Source organism: Erythrobacteraceae bacterium WH01K, from assembly GCA_027941995.1.
Taxonomy (GTDB): domain Bacteria; phylum Pseudomonadota; class Alphaproteobacteria; order Sphingomonadales; family Sphingomonadaceae; genus CAJXSN01.
On the sequence record CP115966.1, the window covers coordinates 555,681 to 574,127 of the forward strand.

An 18,447-nucleotide genomic window follows, 5' to 3' on the forward strand; every position below is an offset into this window, starting at 1 on the left:
TTCATCGACAGGTCCCGATTCCGCGTGTAAGCGATTGGGGTATGACGACCCGCCCCGATACGCCGCTGCTCGACACCGTCGACACGCCCGAAGACCTTCGCAAGCTGAAGCCGGAACAGCTTCGGCAATTGTCCGATGAATTGCGGGCCGAGATGATCGATGCCGTCGGCAGCACCGGCGGCCATCTAGGCAGCGGGCTGGGCGTGGTGGAACTGACCACGGCGATCCATTATGTCTTCAACACGCCCGACGACAAGCTGATCTTCGATGTCGGCCACCAGGCCTATCCGCACAAGATCCTGACCGGGCGGCGCGACCGCATCCGCACCCTGCGGCAGGGCGGCGGACTTTCCGGCTTCACCAAGCGGAGCGAGAGCGAATACGACCCCTTCGGCGCGGCGCATTCCAGCACATCGATTTCCGCCGGGCTCGGCTTTGCCGTGGCGAACAAGCTGAACGGCGCGCCGGGCAAGGCGATCGCGGTGATCGGCGACGGCGCGATGAGCGCCGGCATGGCCTACGAGGCGATGAACAACGCCGAACAGGCGGGCAATCGCCTGATCGTGATCCTGAACGACAACGACATGAGCATCGCGCCGCCGGTTGGCGGCCTCAGCGCCTATCTCGCGCGGATGGTATCCTCCAGCGAGTATCTCGGCCTGCGCAGCCTCGCCTCGCGCATCACGCGCAAGCTGTCGCGCCGGGTCCACAAGGCGGTCGACAAGGCGGAGGAATACGCTCGCGGCATGGTCACCGGCGGCACCATGTTCGAGGAGCTGGGCTTCTACTATGTCGGCCCGATCGACGGGCACAATCTCGATCACCTCGTGCCCGTGCTGGAAAACGTGCGCGACAGCGAACAGGGCCCGGTGCTGATCCATGTCGTGACGACCAAGGGCAAGGGCTACCAGCCTGCCGAAGACAGCGCCGACAAGTATCACGGCGTGCCGAAATTCGACGTTGTGACCGGCGAGAAGGCGAAGTCCAAGGCCGGGCCGCCCGCCTACCAGAACGTATTCGGCGAGACGCTGGCGAAGCTGGCAGAGACCGACAATCGCATCTGCGCCATCACCGCCGCCATGCCGAGCGGTACGGGGGTCGACAAGTTTGCCAAGGCGCATCCCGACCGCAGCTTCGATGTGGGCATCGCCGAACAGCACGGCGTGACCTTCGCCGCGGGGCTGGCGGCACAGGGCATGCGCCCGTTCGCCGCGATCTACTCGACCTTCCTGCAGCGCGCCTACGACCAGGTGGTGCACGACGTGGCGATCCAGAACCTGCCCGTGCGCTTCGCCATAGACCGCGCCGGGCTGGTGGGGGCCGACGGCGCGACCCATGCGGGCAGCTTCGACATCACCTATCTGGCGACGTTGCCGAATTTCGTGGTGATGGCCGCCGCGGACGAGGCGGAACTGGTCCACATGACCTATACCGCCGCCGAATATGACGACGGGCCCATCGCCTTCCGCTATCCGCGCGGCAATGGCGTGGGCGTCGACCTGCCCGAAACGCCGCAGAAGCTGGAAATCGGCAAGGGCCGCGTGGTGCGCGAAGGGACCAAGGTCGCCCTGCTGTCGCTCGGCACGCGACTGGCAGAGGCGGAAAAGGCGGCCGACCAGCTCGAGGCCAAGGGGCTGAGCACGACCGTGGCCGACATGCGCTTCGCCAAACCGCTCGATACGGCATTGATCGAGCGTCTGATGAAGAGCCACGAAGTGGTCGTGACGATCGAGGAAGGCGCCGTCGGCGGCCTCGGCGCGCACGTACTGACCCATGCCTCGGACGAGGGCCTGACCGATGCCGGACTGAAAGTGCGCACGCTGCGCCTGCCCGACACGTTCATCGACCACGACGACCCGGTAAAGCAGTATGACGAGGCCGGCCTCAACGCGCCGCACATCGTCGACACGGTGCTGAAGGCTCTGCGGCATAATTCGGCAGGCGTGGAAGAGGCGCGGGCTTAATGCAAATTGAGCGTCTGGCCGCGATTTTAAGCGAGCGTGTAGCGAACGCTCCGAAAGGAGATCGGGTAACGCGAATCCATCTCTTCGGGATCGAATTTGCTGAAGAGATTGGAGATGCTGCTACGCGCGTCGTCCAAGCTTCCGATGTTGACGACTCTTATGCGACCGAAGTGCGCAAGGGTATGAAATTGGCCAAGCACGTCCGGCTGATCTAACCCACCCACCGCCAGAGACCTGCCGCCATTCCTCCCGCCGGGATATGGGCGTAGGTGAGCGCCAGCCATAGCAGCGTGCCGCCGATCCATGGGACCGCCCCGATAGCGCCGACCTGCGACAGGCGGGGCATGTAGCTGGTCTGTGCTTCCCAGTGCTCCCACGCCTCGCCCATCTGTCCGCGCTTCTTCCCGTCCTGCAGCTTCGCTCCGACCAGCGCGAGGAACAGCATCGCGCCCATGGTAATCAGCGTGCGCGGTGTGGGGGCCGCGATCAGGTGGGCGAGCGCGATTAGCGCAAAGCCCCACATCATGGGGTGGCGTGTAACGCGCAGCGCGCCCTGCGGTGTGCCCTTTGCCTGCTTCGCTGCTATCGGCGTCGGCAAGGCCGGGTTCGGCCGGACGATCGAGCCGGTGATCAGGACCGAGCCGGCAAGGCTCAGCACGCTGGCGGCAAACCAGACGCCGTCACCGAAACCGCCCCACAGGGGCGCACCGCCGCCAGCCGCGATGAAGGCGAAGTAGATCCATGCCAGCGTCGCCGCGGCGACGAGGTTGTAGACCGTCTGGAAACCGCCTGCGCCCAGCACGCGAACCAGTGGCGCGCGCAAGGGGTGCGAAAGTGCGAAATGGGTGCCGACAAAGGCGGTGTTGGCGGCGGCCAGCGAGAGGAGCCCCGCGTCCACCTGGCCCTTACTCCTGACCCTCGATGCCCAGCAGCTGGACCTTGAACAGCAAGGTCGCGCCGCCCGGAATCGGCCCCTTGCCCACCGGTCCGTAGGCCAGCGTGGCGGGGGCGGCGAGTTCGATCGTATCGCCCACGCCCATTTGCGGGATCGCCATTTGCCAGGCCGGGATCAGGCGCCCGAGCGGGAATGTCGCAGGCTCGCCCCGGTCGAACGAGCTATCGAAGGTTTCCCCGTCGATGAAGGTCCCGGCATAATGCACGGTCACGGTGTCGGAGACGGAGGGCTTCGCGCCCGTGCCGTCCCCTTCGACCCTGCGCCACAGCAATCCGCCGTCGAGTGCGCGCCAGTCGCCCGAGGCGGCCCGTTCGGCCAGGGCAAGCTGTTGCGCGCTGTGCCAGGCCATGTCCATCTGCGGACGCTCCGGCTCCTGCGCGAAGGTCACCGCGCCAACGGCAAGCGCCGCCGCACCAAGGGCATAGAATGTCGACTTCATGGCCAGCTCCTTCGTCGTCTTACCAGTCATAGGCCTTGGGCAGGTCGCTTTCGTCAAGGTCGCGGTAGCGTTCGCGCAGGCGTGACTGGTGGTTGGCAAGGGGCTGTTCCACCCCGTCGATGAACACGCGCTGCGGAGACGAGCCGACTTCCAGCGGATCGCCGTCCCACATTACCACGTCGCCGGCTGCCCCCGGTGCGAGGACACCGTAACGCCCGCCGAAGCCGGAGATTTCGGCCGGGATCGACGTGATGGATGCCAGCGCCTCTCCCCAGGTCAGGCCGGTGGCGCCCGGCACGCGCGACAGGGCCACGAGGTTGCCCGCGAATTGCGGCGCGGTACGCGGACCCGTAATGCCGCCCGACAGACCGCCGATGGCGACCTTCACCCCGGCATCCACCATCCGCCCGATATTGCTCTGCGTAGCGGCCAGCTGCTCGAAACTGGCGGGCAGGTTGTCGAGCGGGTCGGCCACGACCGGAATGCCCGATGCCGCGATTTCGCGCGCGACCATCCAGCCCTCGCTCGCCCCGACCAGTACGAGGTCGAGTGCGGGGAATTCGTCGGTCAGGGCGATGGCCCGGCGGATGTCCGACGCGCGTTCGACCACGACGTAGAGCGGCTGTTCCCCGCGCACCACGGGCACGAGGGCGGCGGCATCGAAACGGGTCAGCAGGGTATCGTCGCCGCGCTGGGTCCGGTTGTCGACCAGCCTGGGATCGAGCGGGATGTCGTCGCCGGAAGATTGCTCTGCCGGGCGCGAAGGGCTGCCCGGGATGCGGGCATCGGTGCCGTATTGCCGCGCCTCGCGCAGGGCGTTGCGGAGCAGGGCATGCGAACCGGTGCGGCTGCCACCGCCCAGCCGCGCGCCATATTCGCCCAGTGCCACGATCTGGAAGGCCCGCGCGCGGCGGAGCATGTCCGGATCCGCGCCGAGGTCGACGACCGCGCCCTGTCCGCCGAAGATGGAGGAGGAGGAGCGCGGCGAAACGCTGGCCCGCGTCACGCCGCCAGCGCGGCTGACTGCCACGTGCTGCGATGCCGGGTTGAGCGCGGTGGCCACGTCGAGCGCGGCGGAGAAGGGCGAATTGCTTGCTGCGATGTCGTTGCTCTCGCTGACGCCGTCGACGTCGTAGAGCCCGAGATCGGTCAGCGGCACGAAGAAGCCGGGCGTTACCCAGCTGCCCGTGCCGTCTACCGCCTGCATGCCTGCGGGCACTGACGCGCCAGCACCGGCGGCGACGACGCGGCCTGCGCGAACGACGACCGTGGCGTTTTCCATCGGCTCGCCGCCGTCGCCGACCGCGACAGTGGCATTGGTGATGGCGAAATCCTGCGCTGCGAGCGGCCCTGCAAGGGCGGCGGATACGGCGAGCGCGGCGGCGGCTTTCAGGAGGCGCTTCATTTCACATCTCCTTCGCCCGGCTGGCCGAGTTCGAAATCGCTCACCGGTTTGCGCTTGGGATCGGCGGCATCGTACATCAACGCGCCATCGACCCAGACCTTGTCCGGGCGGGAGTAGACGCTCAGCGGGTCGCCGTTCCACAGCACGACGTCGGCCATCTTGCCCGTTTCCAGGCTGCCGGTCATGCCGTCGATGCCCATCGCCTTCGCCGCGTTCAGCGTGATCCAGGAAATGACCTCGGCATCGGGAATGGCGATCCCCATGCGCGCACCGGCGGCCTGCGCCTTCGCTGCTTCCTGGTTCAGGCGCTGGATGCCGTTTTCGTCGTCGGAATGGATGACGACGCAGGCACCTGCGTTCTGCAGCAGCGCGCCGTTTTCGGGAATGCCGTCATAGCTTTCCATTTTGAAGCCGTACCAGTCGGCCCAGATGGCGGAGCATACCTCGTTTTCGCGCAGGAGGTCGCCGATCTTGTAGGCCTCCACCGCGTGGTGGAAGGCGGATACGCGGTATCCCATCTCCTTCGCCATATCCATGACGATGGCCATTTCGTCGGCGCGGTAGCAATGGTTGTGAACCAGGATGTCGCCGTCCAGCACGCCGGCCAGCGTCTCGTTTTCCAGATTGCGTTTCTTGCGGTCGCCGTCGGCCCATGCCTTGGCATCGAGCCAGGTCTGGCGGGCGACGGCGATATTGCCCATGCGAGTGGAAGGCGTGCGTCCGCGATTGCCATAGACCCGCTTCGGATTCTCGCCGCAGGCCATCTTCATACCGTAGGGCGCGCCGGGGAATTTCATGCCTTGCACCGTGCGGCTGTAGACGTTTTTCAGCGTGACGGAGCGGCCGCCGATCAGGTTGGCGCTGCCGGGCAGGATCTGCAGCGAGGTGATTCCGCCATTGGCCAGCGCGCGGGAGAAGCCCGGGTCCTGCGGCCAGACGGAATGTTCGGCCCAGACGTCGGGGGTGGTCGGGCTGGTCGCCTCGTTCCCGTCGCTATGCGCATCGACGCTGGGTGTCGGATAGTCGCCGAGATGGGAATGGATGTCGATGATGCCCGGCGTCACGTATTTCCCGGTGCCGTCGACTACGGTGTAGCCTTCGGTCGAGAGCTCTTGCGCCACGGCCACGACCTTGCCGTCGCGGAACAGCACCACGCCGCCTTCGATCACCCCGCCTGCGCCGTCATAGACGGTCGCACCCACCAGCGCGGTGGGCGTGCCGGGATAGGGCTCGTAGGTCGAGGGGAAGGGGTTCTCAGCCGCCGGGTTCGCCGTACCCGTGCTGGCCGTATCCGATCCCCCTGCCGTCGACGCGCAGGCGGAGAGTGCCAATGCACCCCCCAGTGTCAGAAGTGCATTGGCTCTCATCGTTATTCCCATTTTCGCGCTCAGTTGCCGGGACGGGTGGAGGGGTGGACGCCTGCGCCCATCGGCTCGCCCGGACCCTCTGCCTGGCCTTCCAGATCGTCACCCACATCGTCGTCGGCCAGCGTTTCGAGGTGCATCAGCTTCTTGATCAGCGGGCTGACGACCATCACCGCGACGCCCACGCCGACGGCATACCAGCCGACGGTGGAATAGACGTCCAGCACGACCTGCTTGCCGGCTGCTTCGCCGACGCCTTCCCCGCCGGTCGCGGCAGCGATCTGGCCGGCCACGAAGTTGCCGGTGGCCGATGCGAAGAACCACGTGCCCATGATCAGCGACGCGATCTGTGCCGGGGCCAGGCGGTTCATCGCCGACAGGCCCACAGGCGACAGGCACAGCTCGCCGGTCGTGTGCAGCAGGTAGATGAGGAAGATGAAGATCACCGGCGTGGGCACATCCACTCCCACCGACTGCGCGCCCCAGACCAGGACGAGGAAGCCGAGGCCGACCTGGATCACGCCGAGGCCGAACTTCATCGGGGTAGAGGGTTCCAGCCCCTTGCGCCCCAGCACGGTCCACGTGGTCGCGAAGACCGGGGCCAGCAGGATGATGTAGATCGCGTTGATCGACTGGAAGGTGGAGGCGGGAACGCCGCCGCGATCGACATGGCGATCGGTGAACAGGTTGAGCGAGGAGCCCGCCTGTTCGAACAGCGCCCAGAAGATGACCGAGACGATGATCAGGAACATCGCGGCCATGATCCGGTCGCGGTCATGGTCGGTCTTGGCGATCATCTGCAGGATCATGATGGTCAGCACGCCGCCGAAGCCGATCGAGGCGGGCCACTGCCATGCCTCGTTGCCGGACGACACGAAGAACATCGACACCACCAGCAGCAGGCTGCTGCCGACATAGGAATAGAACGCCGGCGTCGGCGCGTTGGAATAGCTGCCATAGGGCAGCTGGAAGGTGGCGATGGCCAGGACGTAGCAGACCAGCGCTGCGCCGAAGGTGCCGAGGAACACGCCGACCGCGTCCTGGTACTGGATGGCCACCCAGCAAAGGCCGACGAAGGCGATGCCGATGGCATAGACCGAGAACTCGCGGCCCTTCGCCAGCGCCTTGGGCGGTTCGCCCCGGCCCAGCAGCAGCGGCTTGCCCCAGATGAACACCACGAGGCCCAGCAGCATGCCGATGCCGGCAAGGCCGAAGCCGTAGGCCCAGCCATAGGTTTCGCCGATGTAACCGCACAGCAGCGAACCGATGGCCGCGCCGAGGTTAATGCCCATGTAGAAGATGGTGTAGGCCCCGTCGCGGCGCACGTCGGTGCGCGGGTAGAGCTGGCCGACCATCACGGAGATGTTCGCCTTCAGGAAGCCCGAGCCCACGATGATGAGCGCAAGGGCCAGCCAGAAGACGTAGATGATGGGGTTGTCCGTATTACCGGCGGCAGGGGCCCCTTCGAATGCCATGAAGAAATGGCCCAGCGTCAGCAGGACGGCCCCGAACAGCACCGCCTTGCGCTGGCCCAGCGCCTTGTCCGCGAGATATCCGCCGACGACCGGCGCGATATAGACCAGCGCGGTATAGGCCCCGTAGATGATGCCCGCTTCCCCGTCGGAAAACAGCCAGTGCTTCGTCAGGTAGAAAATCAGCAGCGCCCGCATGCCGTAATAGGAGAAACGCTCCCACATCTCGGCGAAGAACAGGACGAACAGGCCTTTCGGATGGCCCAGGATGGTGCCGGCGGAATCGCCGTGCACTGGCGCTTGAGATGCCATGATGGTGCGGGTCCCTCTCTTATAGATCCCTGTGTGCGCCCGTCCCCATCGGGGCGCAGGTATAAAGCGCTGCACCCTAGCGGCGATTCCGCGATGCTCAAGAAAACATTGCAATTGAAACCGCATTCGACCGCTGCGGCCCGCAGGCTCACGGAGGGGTTTTCCTTGACGTGACACGGTGTATTATGGCAGCGACGCACCTATGAGCACATCGTCCCGGCCCGTCTACCTGAAACTGCGCGACATGATCGCCGCCTCCATCATCGAGGGGCGCTACCGGGAAGGGGAGATGTTGCCCTCCGTCCGCTCCTTCGCAGCGGAGCAGGGGGCCAACCCGCTGACCGTGGCAAAGGCGTACCAGCAGTTCCAGACCGACGGCCTGGTCGCGGTGCAGCGCGGTGTCGGCATGTACGTCGTGCGCGGCGCGGCGGAAAAGCTGAAGGACGCAGAGCGCAAGCGGTTCCTGGCCGAGGAATGGCCGCCTTTCCGCGCGCAGATGGAACGGCTGGGCATCGATCCGGCCGCCTTGCTGGACCGGGACGAAGAAGCGATCGCCTGAACCGGCGGCTTCCGTCCGGGCGGGGATGACCCGCATTCGACATCGGCCTGATTCCAAGGCGTTGCGCGCCGGACCGGCTTCTGCCATATATCAAATGATTGGTCGCGCTTTCATCGCTCGCAAGGGCGTATCGGGGGCAGGGGAGATGTGGGGTCTTTCCTGTTCAACCCACGTCCCGAGGTGCTGGAGACAGTCATGATCCGATCCGAGCTTTTGCAGGCACTGGCAAAAGACAACCCCGACCTGCGCGCCGAAGAAGTCGAACAGGTGGTCGACATCTTCTTCGACGAAATTACCGAACGTCTGGTCGAAGGTGGCCGTGTGGAACTGCGCGGCTTCGGGGCATTCTCCACCCGCGAGCGCGAGGCCCGTGTCGGCCGCAATCCGCGCACCGGGGAATCGGTCGATGTCCCGGCCAAGCGCGTGCCCTATTTCAAACCGGGCAAGGAAATGCGCGAAGGCCTGAACGAAGGCAATTGAGCACGCGGCAGGCGGGCCGGATGGCGGCTCGGCCACTTTCCATCTTCGCGAGATACGACGCTAGGCTGCTGCGCGCGCGCCTGCCGTGCCTTCCTTCCGGTCCGGTTCCAGGCCCAGTTCACGCAGCACGCGGTGGATCACGTCGTCGTGCCCGCTGGGCGTATTCGTCGCGAGCGCAAACGCGCCCGTGCCCTCGATCTCTGCATGACGGTCCCGCGTCTCGGTCGCGGCGATCCGCGTAACGCCGGGCAGGCGGTCATCGACCAGCGGCCCGAGTTCGCGCATCGTGTCGGGATCGACTTCCGTGATGACCAGCACCTGCCGCTTCGCCATCGACACCGCATCCCAGCTGCGCGGATCGGTTAGCATGGCGTGATGCACCGGATAGCCGTCGGCCAGCGCCTTCTCGAAGCGTTCCATGTTCCCGTCGATGGCGAGATAGTCCACGTCCTCTTCCGCCAGCCGGTCGGCAATGGTGCGCCCCGTCTCGCCCAGGTTCAGCAAGACCACCGGCGCATCGTCGCCTGCCAGCTTCTGGTCTGGCGGACCCTGCCGCAGCTTGCCGGCCAGTACGCGCCCCGCCAGCGACACCATCGGGGTCAGCGCCAGGCTGATGGCGATGGCGGTGATCAGGACCGCGCTGACCTGCGCGCCCAGAAGGCCCGCCAGGCCCGGCATCGCCAGCAGCAACAGGGCGAACTCGCTTCCCTGTCCCAGCAGGAAGGCAAGCTGGATGGAGCCCGGCACCGACCAGCGATTGGCGAGGCCGGCAATGACGTTGAACACGCATTTGGTGACGATCAGTCCCAGCGCCACGCCCATGATCAGCAGCCAGTTGTCCGCCAGCACCTGCGGATCGATGCCGAGGCCGACGGAAATGAAGAAGAACCCCAGGAACAGGCCGCGAAACGCCTCGATCTCGGTCTGCACCAGGATGCGATACCGCGAATCGGCCACGGCCACCCCGCCCAGGAAAGCGCCAAGCGTCAGCGACAGGCCTGCAATGCCTGCCGCCCAGCCTGCGGCCAGTGCGATGAACAGTGCCATCGCGGTATAGACTTCCGAACTGCGCACGCGCGCGGCGGTGCGGAACAGGGGCTCCGTCAGGAACCGCGCGAACAGCACGGCGAGGACGAAGGCGGCAATCGCCTTCAGACCGGCAAGGCCAAGGGCCGGGCCCAGCGCCCCGCCTGCGCCCAGTGCGCCCACGGCCACCAGCAGCATGATCGCAGCGATGTCCTGGAATATCAGGATCGACTGGGCAGCGCGGCCGACCGGGCAGTCCTCCTGGTCGCGCTGCCGGACAAGCCCGATGACCACGGCGGTAGAGGACAGGCCGAGGGCGAAGCCGCCGATCACCGCGCCCGCCGTCGGCAGGCCGAGCAGCAGCAGGATCGCGGTATACCCCCCGCCTGCGACCAGCATCTGCAGCGAACCGAAGCCGAAGATGTTCGCCGCTTCCTCGCGGATGCGGCTGACCGAGAAATGGAGACCGAGATTGAACAGGAGGAACATCACGCCGACTTCCGCCAGCGTGGCCACCACCGGGCCTTCGAACCGGTCGGCATAGCCGAGCGCGGCCAATCCGGCACCAAGGACGAGATAGCCGACAATCGGGTTCAGTCGCAGCGCATTCGCGGCAACGGCCGCACCGAGCCCCATGCCGAGCAGCGCGATGGCCGGCTCGATCGTCTCGACGATTTCCCCCGCCATCAGTTCAAGGCCCCGGGACGATAGGAAGGAAAGCGACAGACAGACATCGCGCCAAGATAGGCCGCGCGGAGCGCCTGTCTAGCGATGGCTTCCAGCGATGGCGTCCGGCAGGGCCGTCCGGCGAAGGCAGGATTGCGGGAGGGGGGCCTTTCGCGCTAACCGGCGGCTCAGCCAGCGCGGTCCATGCCGCGAGACCGGGCGGGTGTGGCGGAATGGTAGACGCCGGGGACTTAAAATCCCCTGTCCTTTGGACGTGCGGGTTCGAGTCCCGCCACCCGTACCACCCTCCGCACAAACCCCTATGCCCGCGATAGGCCGCAGGCAGGGCCCACGCCCCTATGAGTCTGTCCTGCAATGACAGGATCAGGGGATAGTATGCACGCTCTCACCGGGCAGGAGACCGGGCCGGGACCGGTATCGATTGTGGAACAACGCGAAGCGCCGCGGGTGGCGCTGATGCTGCGCAATGCGAAGCTGTCGATCGACGGGAAGGAATTGCTGTGCATCGTTCGCGATGTCAGCGCGACCGGCGTCAGCATCCGCGCCTTCCACGCCATACCGCGCGGGAAAGCGTGTTCGATCGAATTGTGGGAGGGGCAGCGCTTCCCGATCGAGGAGGCGTGGCACACGGGCCGCGAGGCCGGCTATTCCTTCAGCGAGGCGAAGGATCTCGATGCCCTGGTCCATGAACATGGCCCCTTTCCCCGGCGCCCCATCCGCATCGCGCTGGAAATGCCCGGCGTGGTCCTGTGCGGCGATAGCGGGACGCAGGTCACGATCCGCAACATCTCGCAGCAGGGGGCGTGTGTCGAAAGCGACGCGCTATGGTCATGTTCGCAGCTCGTGCGGCTGCAGGGGAAGGGCCTGCCCGACCCGCTCCACTCAAAGATCCGCTGGCAATCGGAACGGCTTCACGGCCTCGTCTTCGAGCGGACATTTGCGCTGGCCGATTTTGCCCGGCTGGCGGCGCGGTTGCAGAGGATGCCGCTGACCTGACGGCTCTTCCGCGCACGGGGAGCCGACCGATCAGGCGGGAATGAAGTCCATCGCGATACCGTTGATGCAGTGCCTCTTGCCCGTGGGGCGCGGTCCGTCGTTGAAGATGTGGCCGAGGTGTCCGCCACAATCGGCGCAGTGCACTTCGGTGCGGGGATAGCCCAGCTTGAAGTCGCGGCTGGTCCCGACGGCGCCGGAATCGATCGGCGCGTAGAAGCTGGGCCAGCCGGTTCCGCTGTCGAACTTCGTCTTCGACGAATAGAGACGGTTGCCGCAGCCCGCGCACACAAAGGTGCCGCGTCGGCCTTCCTTGTCGAGCGGGGAAGTATAGGCCCGCTCGGTCCCCTCCTGCCGCAGGACGTAGAATTCCGCCTTGGTCAGTTTCTTTCGCCACTGCGCTTCCGATAGGGTGACGGGAAACGACTTCGCCTCGGCCTTGCTGGAACCGCAGGAGGGCAGCACGGCAAGGGAGACGCCCGCCGACATCCATCCCAGAATGGAACGGCGGCTGGCGGGGCGTGATGGCAGGTTATCGGTTTTCATGCGGCTATTCATGGCAGGTCCTGCCTGAATATACGCTTGAAAGCGCGGGAAGTTACAGGCGCACGGCCTGCGCCCGCACCGGTCAGAACTCGGAGAGCTCGACCTCCAGCACCCGGAACCCTTCCACGAAATTGGCCCGCACGCGCTCGACATCGCCCGCGACGTGGACGCGCATCCGGCGGGCGTGCATCTCCTCCATCAGGATACGCAGCTGCAATTCGGCCAGCCTCGCACCGACACAGCGGTGGATGCCGTAACCGAAGGCGAGGTGGCGGCGCGCATTCTCGCGGTCCAGCTGCAGCTTTTCCGCATTGTCGCCGAAGACTTCCTCGTCCCGATTGGCCGAATTGTACCACAGGACGACCTTGTCGCCCTTCTTGATCTGGTGGCCGAACAGCCCGGTATCCTCGCTGGCCGTGCGGCGCATGTGCTTCAGCGGCGTCTGGTAGCGGATGCATTCCTGAACCGCATTGGGAATGACGTCCGGGTTCTGTTCGAACAGCTTGCGCTGGTCCGGAAACTTGTCGAGCGCGTGGACGATGCCGCTCATCGTGTTGCGCGTGGTGTCATTCCCGCCGACGATCAGCAGGACCAGATTGCCCATGAATTCCTGCGGGCTCATCTGGTTCATGGCGGGCGAGTGGATCATCATGGAGATGAGGTCGGCGCCCGGTTCCTCCTGCGATTTTTTCGCCCAGAGGTGCTGGAAATAGGTCGCCATCTCGGTCTGGATGCTGCGCCGCGTTGCTTCCAGTTCCTGCCCCGCCATGATCAGTTCGGTATCGCCCGACCAGTCGGACCAGAAGGTCAGCAGGTCGCGGTCTTCCCACGGGAAGTCGAACAGGATGGCCAGCATCCCGGTGGTGAGGGGGATGGACACCTCGTCGACCCAGTTGAAAACCTTGCCGCGGGGCAGCGAATCGAGCGTTTCGCCGGTGCGCTGGCGGATCTCGTCTTCCATCCGCTTCATTTCCTTCGGCGTGAAGGCGGGGGCGACGGTGCGGCGCTGTCCGGTATGCTTGGGCCGGTCCATGGCGATGAACATCGGCAGTTCGAATCGCTCCTGCCCCTCTTCCAGCTCGTCGTCGTCGAGCCGGTTCAGGATGGTGATGCCGCCATGTTCCCAGCTGGAGGAGAACAGCTCGGGCAGTGCCTCGACATGCTGGATCGCCTTGTGTCCGACGATGCTCCAATAGGGGCCGAAGGGGCTTTCCTTGATGTAATGCACGGGACCCTCGGCCCGCATCTCCTTGAAAATCGGCTCCCACCGGTTCTCGACATAGATGTCGCTGCGGCTGGTGTCGTATTTTTCGGGGTGGCTGGGTTTCGCCTCGGGATGCTCGTCGAAATGCCGCTTCAGCGCCTCGTGCGCCTTGGGGCTACGGGTCCATTGCGTGCGTTCGGGTGCCGCAGTTGCCATCATTTCTCTCCACTCCGGGCCGCTTGTGCGGCCTCCATGGATTGCATCCTGCGCCTACTGCCACGCGAGTCAATAGTGCGTTGCAAAACGCGACTGAAATTGCAGGCAGTTCATCACCGCGTGATGACGTTACGGCAAGCGCGGGGATCGTCAGGAGAGGCGGCGGCGTAGCCAGCCCTTGCCACCGCGCGCGGGGCCGCTCTGCATGACCTTCCGGCGGAACAGGGTCGATCCGGCCCGCACGAAAATGCCGACCCAGACGAGCTGCCAGGCGATGCCCAGCGCGTGCCACCATAGCGTGTCGAACTGCGCCGCGCGCGACAGCATCGCGTAGGGCGAACTGAGCGGGAAGATCAGCGCGAGGGTCTCTACCGCGCCGCCGACATCGGACACTGCGAAGCTGGCGATGAAGAAGACCAGCAATTGCAGGATGGTGGCCGGCATGGACAATGTCTGCACGTCGCGCACGGTCGGCGCCATCGCGCCTACGGTCAGGAACACGCTGCCCACCAGCAGGTAGGCGAGGGCGAAATAGACGAGGAACAGAAGGACGAAGGCAGGCCAGCCGATCGCGGGCGAGGATACGAAGGGCATTTCCCCGGCGCCCGCGCCTACGAAGACCAGCGCCAGCGCGCCCCACACCGATATTCCGACGAAGCTGACGGCCAGCATGGCAAACAGTTTGCCCAGGAAGACCGCATCCATCGGGATGGAGGCTGCAAGGATCTCGATGATCTTGTTGCCCTTCTCCTCGACAAGATTGGACAGGACCATCCCGGCGAGCAGCATCGACAGCAGGAACAGGAGCGTGATGCCGGCGGTCGCCGTCGCCTTGTTGCCCCGGCGTTCGGCCGCGACGCTGCTTTCGCGCGGGGTCAGCAGGACTTCGGGAACCGCGCCGTTTGTCCCAGATGCGGAAAAGCCGTCCGCGCCGGCTGCTTCGGCGGCGAGCAAGGCGACCTCGCCCTTCCACGCCTCGATATTCGCCTCCGTTCCCGTCAGGCGCGGGCGCGCGAGCGTCCCGGTCAGCACTCCTGCGAAATTCGCGGAACGGTCGGCCAGCAATGCATCCGGTGTTCGTCCATCCTCGATGGTGGTGACGGGGGGCAGGGAAACGAGCGGGTCGAGCCGCTTGTGCGCCCGGGCAAGGGCCAAGCGCTCTGCAGGACTGTCCAGCGCCACGGCGAGGCCGGGCGGCGTCACGCTTTCGGCAGCGCGCGACCCCAATGCGCCTGCCGCCATGCTGATGCCGACGAAGAACAGCGGGCCGATGAGGAAGAAGACGAAGGCCTTGCTCAGCAGGATGGCAAGGAAATCGCGCCGTGCCACGACGAAGGCGGCCTGCCACAGCGACAGGCGTCCGGCGGTTGCAGGTGCGGCTCCTTGCTGCGTCATGAAGCGGCTCCCCCCGTCTTACCCTCGGCAGCATCGGCTTCCATCGCGCGTGCCGCTGCCTCGCCCGCGATCTCGACGAAAGCATCGTGCAGGCCTGCGCGTTCTATGCTGAGCGAAAGGATGCCCGCCTCGCCTTCGATCAGGGCGCGCAGCAAGGTTTCGACCCCGGTTTCGGGGAGTGGGAAATACCAGAAATGGCTGTTTTCGCCGGTCGTCCCAGGCTTGTGCTCGTGCCGCGCATCCCTTGGCAAGGCTTGCCGCCAAGCCCCCTCACCGGCGCGCGTTTCCAGCTTTACCTGCGCCGGGATGCGGTCGCGCGCCTCGTCGACACTGCCGGCATAGGGCACCTGTCCGCCCGCGATGATGGCCACACCTTCGCACAGGCGCTCCGCATGATGGATGACATGGGTGGAGAAAATGACCGTCACGCCGTCATCGGCCAGGACGCGGATCATGCGTTCCAGCTTGCCCTGGTTGATCGCGTCGAGCCCGGAAAACGGTTCGTCCAGCACGACGAGGCGCGGGCGGTGGACCAGCGTGCCGAGAAGCTGGACGGTCTGCGCCATCCCCTTGGACAGCTGGCGGATCTGCTTTTCCACCGCATGGCCGAGGCCGTGCGCTTCCATCAGTTCGCGCCCCCTCCGGCGGCCCTCCGCCTGGGGAACGCCGCGCAGCGCGCCCATGAAGGCAATCGCGTCCACCGTCTTCATCGACGGATACAGCCCGCGCTCTTCGGGCAGATAGCCGATCATGCGCCCGATATCGTGCGGGCGTTCATGGCCGAATATACGGCGCACGCCCTCGTCAGGGTCGATAATGCCCAGCAGCATGCGCAGCGTGGTGGTCTTGCCCGCGCCATTGGGGCCGAGAATGCCGTAGATCGCGCCTTCCGGAACAGCGATATCGACCCCGTTGACCGCCGCCACGCCGTCGAAGCGTTTCACCAGGCCCCTTGCCTCGATGGCGAGGGGGCCTGCGACGGGACCGGTCACGAATCGATCCATGACACGGTCATTGCTCCGGGAAGGGGCTTGGCTTAGCGCTGCATCCATGAACGTGCGAGTACCCCCAAGGCGTGAACGGGAACAACCCCGCCTATGGTAAAGGGTGCGTTTACCCCTGAGAGCCTGCAGGATCTGCGGACCGCGTTGGAGCGCAAGGCGCGCGAACTCGGCTTCGTCGCTGTCGGCTTTACCAGTGCGGCGGATGATCCGGTGCGGGCGCGGCGGCTGCACGACTGGATCGAGGCGGGCCATCACGGCGACATGGGCTGGATGGAAGACCGCGCCGATGTCCGGCAGGGTCCGCAATCGCTATGGCCGGAGGCGCAGAGTGTTATCGCGCTGGGCATGGCTTACACGCCGGGCCACGACCCGATGGCGCTGGAGGACGCGCCCGATCACGCGCGCATTTCGGTCTATGCGCAGGGCCGCGATTATCACGATACGGTGAAGAAGGCGCTGAAGGCACTGGCCCGGTGGCTGGTCGAACAGGCGCCGGAAAGCGAGCTGAAGGTCTTCGTGGACACGGCGCCGGTGATGGAGAAACCGCTGGGCGAGGCGGCGGGGATCGGCTGGCAGGGAAAACATACCAACCTCGTCAGCCGCGAGCATGGCAGCTGGCTGTTCCTCGGCGCCATCTATTCGACCCTGCCCTTCGCCCCGGACGCGGCGCATGACGACCGCTGCGGGTCGTGCAATGCCTGCCAGATCGCCTGCCCCACCGATGCCTTTCCGAAAGCCTACAGGCTGGATGCGCGGCGGTGTATTTCCTATCTCACCATCGAGCATGCAGGGCCGATCCCGCACGAATTCCGCGAGGCGATCGGCAATCGCATCTACGGCTGCGACGATTGCCTGGCGGTATGCCCGTGGAACAAGTTCGCCGATGCCGCTGCGCGCCACGCCGCCTTCCTGCCACGCGGTGAACTGGTCGCGCCGCGGCTCGCGGACCTGCTGCAACTGGAAGATGCGGGGTTTCGGCAGCTTTTCAGCGGTTCGCCGATCAAGCGGATCGGGCGCAGCCGCTTCGTGCGAAATTGCCTGATCGCGGCGGGAAACAGCGGCGATGCGGGCCTGCGCGAACAGGTCGACGCATTGACCGGCGACGACGATCCGGTGGTGGCGGAAGCGGCGCGCTGGGCGCTGGACCGCCTCTGACCGCGCGCGTCAGAGCAGGTCTTTCAGCGGACGCTCGATATCGGCGAGGTCGTCCGCGCTCGCTTCCAGCCGCGCCTCGACCAGCTTGCGCCCCTGCGCGTAATCCTTCGTCCGGTTCACGCAATCGAGCGCGATGACACGCCCTTCGCGCAGGTAAACCACGCTGAAGCTGGCCTCAGCCGGATCGCCGCGCATGACGCAGGCATCGTAATCGATCGACAGACCCACCGTCTGCAGGCGCAGGTCATACTGGTTCGACCAGAACCATGGCACGGCATGATAGGGCCCGGGATCGCCGCAGATCGTGGCTGCGGCGACATTGGCCATGTCGTTCGCGTTCTGGACCGATTCCAGCCGGATGACCGCCCCTGCGGCGAAATCGTTGGCATGGGCCGCGCAGTCGCCGATGGCGAAGATATCGTCGAGGCTGGTGCGGCAGAACTCGTCCACATCGACGCCGTTGGAGCCGGCGGCACCGGCAGCGATCAGCGGACCGATGGAAGGTACGATGCCCACGCCGAAAACGACGAGATCGGCCGCGATTTCCTCACCCCCCGGCAGGCGGACGGCATGGGCCCGCTCCCCTTCGCCCGGAATGCTTTCGAGCTGCGTATCGAGCCGAAGGTCGACGCCGCGGGCCCGGTGCTGCGCGGCGTAGAAATCCGACAGTTCGGGCCCGGCAACCCGGGCCATCACCCGGTCCTGCGCTTCCAGCACGGTAACATCCAGCCCCCGCTGCCGCATGACGGCCGCCGCTTCCAGGCCGATATAGCCCGCCCCGACGATGACGGCACGTTTCGCCCCGGCATCGATATCGGCGCGCAGCCGGTCGGTGTCGGCGCGGTTCCTGATAGTGTGCACATTGCGATAATCCGCACCGGAGCAGGACAGCCGCCGCGCATTGCCCCCGGCAGCCCAGATCAGCTGGCTATAGCCGATGGAGCGGTCTTCGCCGCATTCGATGGTCTTGGCAGCCGGGTCGATCGCGGTGACGCCCAGGCCGGTGAGCAGGTCGATCTGCTTGTCGGCCCAGAATTTTTCCGGCCGCAGCAGCAGCTTCTCGAACGGCTTGTCCCCGGCGAGGTAGTCCTTCGACAGGGGCGGCCGCTCATACGGAGGCTCCCGGTCCCGGGTGACGATGGCGATGCTGCCTTCGAAACCCTTCTGCCGCAGGGCGATGGCAGCCTGCGCGCCGCCATGCCCCGAACCCACGATGATGACATCTGCCCGTTCCATGGCAGGGGGAATGTCGCCCATGGCCGCGCCCGTCA

General features: G+C 65.9%; 17 protein-coding genes and 1 tRNA gene. 7 read left to right on the plus strand and 11 right to left on the minus strand.

Features of this window, described 5'->3' with window-relative positions; genetic code table 11:
• Nucleotides 1–41: 41 nt before the first annotated feature.
• Nucleotides 42–1,964 (plus strand): 1-deoxy-D-xylulose-5-phosphate synthase, encoded by a 1,923-nt coding sequence (gene dxs, locus PF049_02865; GenBank protein ID WBY17121.1) that lies wholly within the window; start codon nucleotides 42–44, stop codon nucleotides 1,962–1,964.
• A complete protein-coding gene (locus PF049_02870; GenBank protein ID WBY17122.1) occupies nucleotides 1,964–2,179 on the plus strand; it encodes a hypothetical protein in 216 nt (71 codons plus the stop codon). Before dxs ends, PF049_02870 begins: the two co-directional genes overlap by 1 nt.
• Here the strand turns inward: PF049_02870 and PF049_02875 are convergent.
• The 5 genes from PF049_02875 to PF049_02895 are packed head-to-tail and all read right to left on the minus strand — an operon-like array spanning nucleotide 2,176 to nucleotide 7,911.
• Nucleotides 2,176–2,862, minus strand: coding sequence for an NnrU family protein (locus tag PF049_02875; protein WBY17123.1), 687 nt, complete (start codon nucleotides 2,860–2,862; stop codon nucleotides 2,176–2,178). The genes PF049_02870 and PF049_02875 overlap by 4 nt on opposite strands.
• Nucleotides 2,863–2,869: 7 nt before the next feature.
• Nucleotides 2,870–3,358 (minus strand): FKBP-type peptidyl-prolyl cis-trans isomerase, encoded by a 489-nt coding sequence (locus PF049_02880; GenBank protein WBY17124.1) that lies wholly within the window; start codon nucleotides 3,356–3,358, stop codon nucleotides 2,870–2,872.
• A 19-nt stretch (nucleotides 3,359–3,377) separates the two neighbouring features.
• Nucleotides 3,378–4,763 carry an amidohydrolase family protein gene (locus PF049_02885; GenBank protein ID WBY17125.1) on the minus strand — a complete coding sequence of 462 codons (1,386 nt, stop codon included), beginning with the start codon at nucleotides 4,761–4,763 and terminating at the stop codon, nucleotides 3,378–3,380.
• A complete protein-coding gene (locus PF049_02890; protein ID WBY17126.1) occupies nucleotides 4,760–6,130 on the minus strand; it encodes an amidohydrolase in 1,371 nt (456 codons plus the stop codon). Before PF049_02890 ends, PF049_02885 begins: the two co-directional genes overlap by 4 nt.
• Before the next feature lie 20 nt (nucleotides 6,131–6,150).
• The gene (locus PF049_02895; protein ID WBY17127.1) at nucleotides 6,151–7,911 is read right to left on the minus strand and encodes a peptide MFS transporter; all 1,761 of its coding nucleotides are present in this window, start codon (nucleotides 7,909–7,911) and stop codon (nucleotides 6,151–6,153) included.
• 202 nt (nucleotides 7,912–8,113) lie between these two features.
• On the opposite strand from PF049_02895, the gene PF049_02900 reads away from it, so the two are divergent.
• Together PF049_02900 and PF049_02905 are read left to right on the plus strand one after the other, a co-directional pair.
• Nucleotides 8,114–8,470 (plus strand): GntR family transcriptional regulator, encoded by a 357-nt coding sequence (locus PF049_02900; GenBank protein WBY17128.1) that lies wholly within the window; start codon nucleotides 8,114–8,116, stop codon nucleotides 8,468–8,470.
• A 195-nt stretch (nucleotides 8,471–8,665) separates the two neighbouring features.
• Nucleotides 8,666–8,950 carry an integration host factor subunit beta gene (locus PF049_02905; GenBank protein WBY17129.1) on the plus strand — a complete coding sequence of 95 codons (285 nt, stop codon included), beginning with the start codon at nucleotides 8,666–8,668 and terminating at the stop codon, nucleotides 8,948–8,950.
• Nucleotides 8,951–9,010: 60 nt separating this feature from the next.
• Here PF049_02905 and PF049_02910 read toward each other — a convergent pair whose 3' ends face one another.
• Nucleotides 9,011–10,663, minus strand: coding sequence for a cation:proton antiporter (locus tag PF049_02910; GenBank protein WBY17130.1), 1,653 nt, complete (start codon nucleotides 10,661–10,663; stop codon nucleotides 9,011–9,013).
• Nucleotides 10,664–10,861: 198 nt separating this feature from the next.
• Here PF049_02910 and PF049_02915 point away from each other — a divergent pair.
• Both PF049_02915 and PF049_02920 read left to right on the plus strand, forming a co-directional pair.
• Nucleotides 10,862–10,946 (plus strand) — tRNA-Leu (locus PF049_02915).
• Nucleotides 10,947–11,038: 92 nt separating this feature from the next.
• Nucleotides 11,039–11,659, plus strand: a complete 621-nt coding sequence (locus tag PF049_02920) for a PilZ domain-containing protein (GenBank protein ID WBY17131.1) — start codon at nucleotides 11,039–11,041, stop codon at nucleotides 11,657–11,659.
• 30 nt (nucleotides 11,660–11,689) lie between these two features.
• Here PF049_02920 and msrB read toward each other — a convergent pair whose 3' ends face one another.
• From msrB to PF049_02940, 4 genes are all read right to left on the minus strand, one after another.
• A complete protein-coding gene (gene msrB / locus PF049_02925; GenBank protein WBY17132.1) occupies nucleotides 11,690–12,202 on the minus strand; it encodes a peptide-methionine (R)-S-oxide reductase MsrB in 513 nt (170 codons plus the stop codon).
• 82 nt (nucleotides 12,203–12,284) lie between these two features.
• Complete coding sequence (locus tag PF049_02930; protein WBY17968.1) at nucleotides 12,285–13,622, minus strand: cytochrome P450; 1,338 nt, start codon at nucleotides 13,620–13,622, stop codon at nucleotides 12,285–12,287.
• A 150-nt stretch (nucleotides 13,623–13,772) separates the two neighbouring features.
• Nucleotides 13,773–15,017 carry an ABC transporter permease gene (locus tag PF049_02935; protein WBY17133.1) on the minus strand — a complete coding sequence of 415 codons (1,245 nt, stop codon included), beginning with the start codon at nucleotides 15,015–15,017 and terminating at the stop codon, nucleotides 13,773–13,775.
• Complete coding sequence (locus PF049_02940) at nucleotides 15,014–16,021, minus strand: ATP-binding cassette domain-containing protein (GenBank protein ID WBY17134.1); 1,008 nt, start codon at nucleotides 16,019–16,021, stop codon at nucleotides 15,014–15,016. Before PF049_02940 ends, PF049_02935 begins: the two co-directional genes overlap by 4 nt.
• A gap of 93 nt (nucleotides 16,022–16,114) precedes the next feature.
• On the opposite strand from PF049_02940, the gene queG reads away from it, so the two are divergent.
• On the plus strand, nucleotides 16,115–17,176 hold the full coding sequence (queG, locus tag PF049_02945; GenBank protein ID WBY17135.1) for a tRNA epoxyqueuosine(34) reductase QueG: 1,062 nt from the start codon (nucleotides 16,115–16,117) through the stop codon (nucleotides 17,174–17,176).
• Between the two features lie 9 nt (nucleotides 17,177–17,185).
• On the opposite strand, the gene PF049_02950 is transcribed toward queG, so the two are convergent.
• Nucleotides 17,186–18,412, minus strand: coding sequence for an FAD-dependent oxidoreductase (locus PF049_02950; protein ID WBY17969.1), 1,227 nt, complete (start codon nucleotides 18,410–18,412; stop codon nucleotides 17,186–17,188).
• Nucleotides 18,413–18,447: the final 35 nt, after the last annotated feature.